Genomic DNA, 4,820 nt, shown 5'->3' with positions numbered 1-4,820 from the left:
TCTCCTTCCACAGCTCCGCTGGGTTGAGGACTGTAAGGAGTAGCTCCTGGGCGCCGGAGCGGTCCATCTCCTTGCGAACGACGCTCTCTATCTTCTTCATCACCCTCCACCCCGCGGGGAGTATCTCATATATGCCTGCGGAGACTTGCTTTATAAAGCCTGCCTTCAGAAGGAGTTTATGGGAAGGTGCCTCAGCCTCAGCAGGGTCTTCCTTTGTTGTGTAGAGGAAGTATCTGCTCCAGCGCATGGGAATATTGTAAACCGAATCTTCTCTCCCTTTGCAACCGTCAGAAACCAGAGTGGTAAAATTTGCAGATCTATGGTGGGTGTGGACATAGTCAGGAACGAGAGGATAGGCAAGGCTATAGAGAGGTTCGGGGAGAGGTTTCTGAGGAGAATATACACCGAGAGGGAGCTGGAGTACTGCCTTTCACAGGAGGCTAAGCTTCCCTGTCTTTCAGCCCGCTGGGCTTGCAAGGAGGCTGTCCTTAAGGCTTTCTACGCCGAGTACGGCGTCCTTCTGAAGTTCAAGGAGATAGAGGTTCTCGGGAACAGGGGAAAGCCAGCGCAGGTCGTCCTCCACAGGAAGGAGGCTGTGGAGCTCCTCGGGGATAGGCGGTTGGTAGTCTCCCTGTCCCACGAGAGGGACTACTCCGTCGCAGTAGCCTGCATAAGATGAGCTACTCAAAAAGGCTTGAGAGCTTCATCCTTGAGATGAAGGGAGGTGTATTCTTTCTATCTCCGAGAGAGCGTATGCTCCTGGACTACCTGGAGGAGATGGGAGTCCCCGAGGGGGTAGTCATGGAAGGGATTGAAAGGTGCTACACATCGCTCAATCCCAGGAGGAGGAGCAAGTACCCCCTTTTTCTGTGCTTCAAGACGATAATGGAGGAGTACGAGAACTACCTTAAGCTGGAGGCACAGAGGGCTGCCCTTGACTGGGAAGGGAGGTTCAAGAAGAAGCTATCCCTCGTGAAGGACTACCTCACCGGGGAGGTGCCAAGACCAAAGAGCGAAGAAGAGGCTCAGGAAATACTGAAGGAGATAGAGAGGGAGATAGTCAGGAAGCTCTGGAGGAGCATGGACAGGGAGGAAAGGAGGAGGATAAAAGAGAAGTACAGGGAGTTTGAGGGTAGGAAGGACATATATGCTGAACTTATAAAGAGGGAGGTTCAGAAGATATACGGGATACCCAACCTATCCCTCTACGTTGATTGAGCTGGCGCTGTCAACAGCCTTCATGAGAGCCTTAGCCTTGTTCAGGGTTTCCTCCCACTCCCTCTCGGGGACGGAGTCAGCCACTATGCCGGCTCCAGCCTGAACGAAGACCTCTCTGTCCCTCAGGACCGCTGTCCTTATAGCTATAGCCATGTCCATGTTCCCCTGAAAGGAAACGTATCCAACGCTCCCGGCGTATATACCCCTCTTCTCCTTCTCAAGCTCGGCTATTATCTGCATAGCCCTGACCTTCGGTGCCCCCGAGACTGTCCCAGCAGGGAAGGTAGCCTTGAGAACGTCCAGGGCTGTAAGCCCCTCCTTGAGGACGCCGGTGACGTTGCTGACTATATGCATGACGTGGGAGTACCTCTCAATCCTCATGAAGTCCTCAACCTTGACGCTCCCGGTTTCAGAGACCCTTCCAAGGTCGTTCCTCGCAAGGTCAACGAGCATTAGGTGTTCAGCCCTCTCCTTCTCATCCCTCAGGAGCTCCTCCTCAAGCTTCCTGTCCTCCTCGGATGTCCTTCCCCTTGGTCTGGTCCCGGCTATGGGTCTTGTCTCTATCCTCCTTCCCTCAACCCTCACGAGAACCTCGGGAGAGGAGCCTATAACCTTTAGGTCCCTGAAATCAAGGTAGTACATGTAGGGGGAGGGGTTGAGGTACCTGAGGACCCTGTAGATGTTCTCGGGGTCTCCGAGGTAGTGCCTCCTGAACCTCTGGGATAGAACCACCTGTATCACGTCCCCCTGGGCTATGTACTCCTTAGCCTTCTCCACAGCCTTCTCAAACTCCTCCTTGGTGAAGTTTGACTCCCAGAGGGAGAGGTCCGGCTCCCTCTCACGAAAGGAAAAGTGAGGGGCTCTTCTCTCCCTGAGCTTATCTACGGTCTCCTCAATCCTGCTAACAGCCCTATCGTACTCTTCCTCAACTCCCCTCTCGGTGAGAAGGGGACAGACTATCTTTATCTTTCCTGTCAGGTTGTCGTGGATGACAACGAGGTCCGTAAGGACGGTGTAAACATCGTAGGTCCCGATTGGGTCCGGGTTGTTGTCCTCAACGGGCTCGTAGAAGCTCACTATATCGTAGGCAAAGTATCCCACGAGACCGCCCCAGAACCTCGGCAGGTCGGGGTCGTTGTAGGGTTTGAATTTTCTTATTACCTTCTCCACAACACCCGCAGGGTCCTTGCTCTCAAAGAACTCAACCCTGCCCCTGTCGTATATCTCGCCGTGGCTCCCCTTCGTTCGTATATAAAAGGAAGAGCCCTTTATGACGAAGGAGAACCTGCCCCACTTCTCTCCACCCTCCGCACTCTCAAGCAGGAAGTTGAAGCTCTCTGGGCTCTTTAGCTTGAGAAAGACCGAAAGGGGTGTTTCAACGTCGGCGAGTATCTCGGTATGAAGAGGGATTACGTTGTAGTCCTTTGCCAGGCTTTTGGCTTCCTCCTTAGAGAGGCTTAGCTCCATGGAAGGTATAATAAACCATGTGCTATAATTGTGCACTCTCTGAGAGGAGGAAGAGCGATGGAGCTCTGGGTAAAGATAGGGAGAACGAAGAAGAAGTTTCAGGGCTCTTTCAGGAACGTGATGGAAAACCTCCTTAAGGAGGCGAAGGGCAAGAAGACCGTTGAACTCCTTTCCTTCCACGCAGGCCAGAAGGAGAGGAGGAGGTTCAAGAGAGAGCTGAGAGCAAATGGAAGGGACCTCGTTAAGACCGCAAGCGCCATAGCGACGTGGTTCTACACCAGAGACCTGAGGAGACTCAGGAGAAGGATAAAGGAGCTCAAGAAGAGGGCGAGGTACCTCTCCAAGGGAGAGGTCTTTTACTGCCCGAAGACCATGGAAAGGGTTAAGGAGCTTGAGGGCAGGCTTGAGGAGATAAGGGGAAGGATAGAGGAGCTGAAGGTCGGCTGAGGTGAAAGCCTACACCAAGTACCTGACCTTTCACACCGAAAAGAGAAGGGAGCTCATAAGGATAACGGACACGGTAAAGGAAGCTGTTGAGGAGTCTGGGGTAAAGGAGGGGCTTTGCCTCGTCTCAGCCATGCACCTTACCGCAGCCGTGATAGTTCAGGATGACGAGGAGGGGCTTCACGATGACATATGGGAATGGCTTGAAAAACTCGCTCCCTTCAGGGAAGACTACAGGCACCACCTGACAGGGGAGGACAATGCTGATGCCCACCTCAAGAACCTCCTTGTCCACCTTCAGGTTGTCCTTCCGATAACCGATGGGAAGTTAGACCTCGGTCCCTGGCAGGAGATATTCTACGCAGAGTTTGACGGCCAGAGAAGAAAGAGGGCGATAATAAAGATAATAGGAGAGTGAAAAAGAAAGCCCCCTCCCGACCGGGAGGAGAGCAAGTAGGTTTCTAACTTAGAACCTCCAGGAAGCGCCGATGGAGATAGAGTCTTGGGCGTTGCTTGCTTCTACGTTGGTTCCATTGCAGTTACCCTGCATACATGCACTTACGGACTTATTTAATGCCCGTACATACGATATATCTATACCAAATGTATCGGTGAAGTCATAGCCTACACCCAAGGTAATATGCTGTTCAGATATGGCAGGAAAACCAACCAAGTTGAACCATGCTATGTTGTAGTCGGAAAAGCCAGCTTTAAAGTCAGGTATGGAGTTTGAATTCATCGCATTTTTTTCTCCTCCCTGTATAGGAGACTTTCCATAGTTGTAACCAACCCTGAGAGCGAGCTTTTCCATTGGCTTGTACTCTGCACCCAGGGCAAAGACAAGCTGGTCATCCCACTGGAAGTCTCCGTAGCCGTCTGCGTTTTTCCAGTTTATCCACCTGAGGTCAAGGCCAACCTTGAGCCCGCCCAGCGGCGCAATACCTATACCAAGAGCAGCCTCCTGAGGTTGCTGGAGCTTTAGGTCTTCATACTTACCATCTCCATTAGAATCAAAAACGTTTTTGTAGGTCATGCTCACCGGGGACTGGTATGTAATACCAGCATAGAGGAAATCTCCAAAGTTTAAAGATGCTCCAAGTTGGACTCCAATGCCCAAGGTCTGGGACTGTCCACCTCCCGCATTCCAACACCTGTCAGCTTCTGGAAGGGTATCTCCATCAGAGTCCATACACATCTCAGCTCCCATATCAAGTGAACCCCATGCTCCATGAATTGCACCCGATATGGTAATCATGTCATTAACTTGGAAAGCGAGGGCAGGGATGATTCTCATGAACTGGAAGGTTGTGTGCATTTTTGCTACGGCATTTGTGTAATACGTATTGGGAGTTGGATCCGCATCATAAAGCTTCTTACTTCTATAATCAACCCCCATACCAGAAACACCGAAGGCTCCTATACCGAACACCAACTTCTCACTTAGCCTGTGGACTATACCTATCTCGGGAACAACGAACAAGTCAGCATCGCTTTTTATTTTTCCTTGAGAGTTTATAGGAACATTTGGCGGTGGTCCAGCTGCCGCATTACTTTCCATACCACCTACATTTTCCACCTTCACCTTAGGCATAAACAGTATCCCGCCGAACTGAGCGGTGAACTTGTTCTCCATGGTGCTCATCCATGCGGGGTTTCTGAATATGGAGTCAACGGGTCCGACGGGCGCACCT

Annotated in this window: 6 protein-coding genes and 1 pseudogene; 4 read left to right on the top strand and 3 right to left on the bottom strand. The window is 51.6% G+C overall.

The window, feature by feature from the left end; genetic code table 11:
• Window positions 1-247: pseudogene (locus tag AC1HCM_RS01145) on the bottom strand (proline--tRNA ligase); the annotation flags it as partial.
• 72 nt (window positions 248-319) lie between these two features.
• Between AC1HCM_RS01145 and acpS the strand changes: the two are divergent.
• On the top strand, window positions 320-679 hold the full coding sequence (gene acpS, locus AC1HCM_RS01140) for a holo-ACP synthase (RefSeq protein WP_479459938.1): 360 nt from the start codon (window positions 320-322) through the stop codon (window positions 677-679).
• Window positions 676-1,218 (top strand): hypothetical protein, encoded by a 543-nt coding sequence (locus AC1HCM_RS01135; RefSeq protein WP_479459937.1) that lies wholly within the window; start codon window positions 676-678, stop codon window positions 1,216-1,218. Before acpS ends, AC1HCM_RS01135 begins: the two co-directional genes overlap by 4 nt.
• Here the strand turns inward: AC1HCM_RS01135 and trpE are convergent.
• Entirely contained in the window at window positions 1,198-2,685 is a 1,488-nt protein-coding gene (gene trpE, locus AC1HCM_RS01130) for an anthranilate synthase component I (protein WP_479459936.1), read from the bottom strand. The two genes, AC1HCM_RS01135 and trpE, sit on opposite strands and share 21 nt — an antisense overlap.
• A gap of 57 nt (window positions 2,686-2,742) precedes the next feature.
• Here trpE and AC1HCM_RS01125 point away from each other — a divergent pair, with 57 nt between their 5' ends.
• On the top strand, window positions 2,743-3,132 hold the full coding sequence (locus tag AC1HCM_RS01125) for a hypothetical protein (protein ID WP_479459935.1): 390 nt from the start codon (window positions 2,743-2,745) through the stop codon (window positions 3,130-3,132).
• A gap of 1 nt (window position 3,133) precedes the next feature.
• A complete protein-coding gene (locus tag AC1HCM_RS01120) occupies window positions 3,134-3,547 on the top strand; it encodes a secondary thiamine-phosphate synthase enzyme YjbQ (RefSeq protein ID WP_479459934.1) in 414 nt (137 codons plus the stop codon).
• A 48-nt stretch (window positions 3,548-3,595) separates the two neighbouring features.
• Here AC1HCM_RS01120 and AC1HCM_RS01115 read toward each other — a convergent pair whose 3' ends face one another.
• Window positions 3,596-4,792, bottom strand: a complete 1,197-nt coding sequence (locus AC1HCM_RS01115; protein ID WP_479459939.1) for an OmpP1/FadL family transporter — start codon at window positions 4,790-4,792, stop codon at window positions 3,596-3,598.
• Window positions 4,793-4,820: the final 28 nt, after the last annotated feature.

It is taken from the genome of Hydrogenivirga sp., from assembly GCF_056450045.1.
Note: the sequence above shows the minus strand (reverse complement) of the source record. Positions and strands in the feature narration are given on the sequence as shown.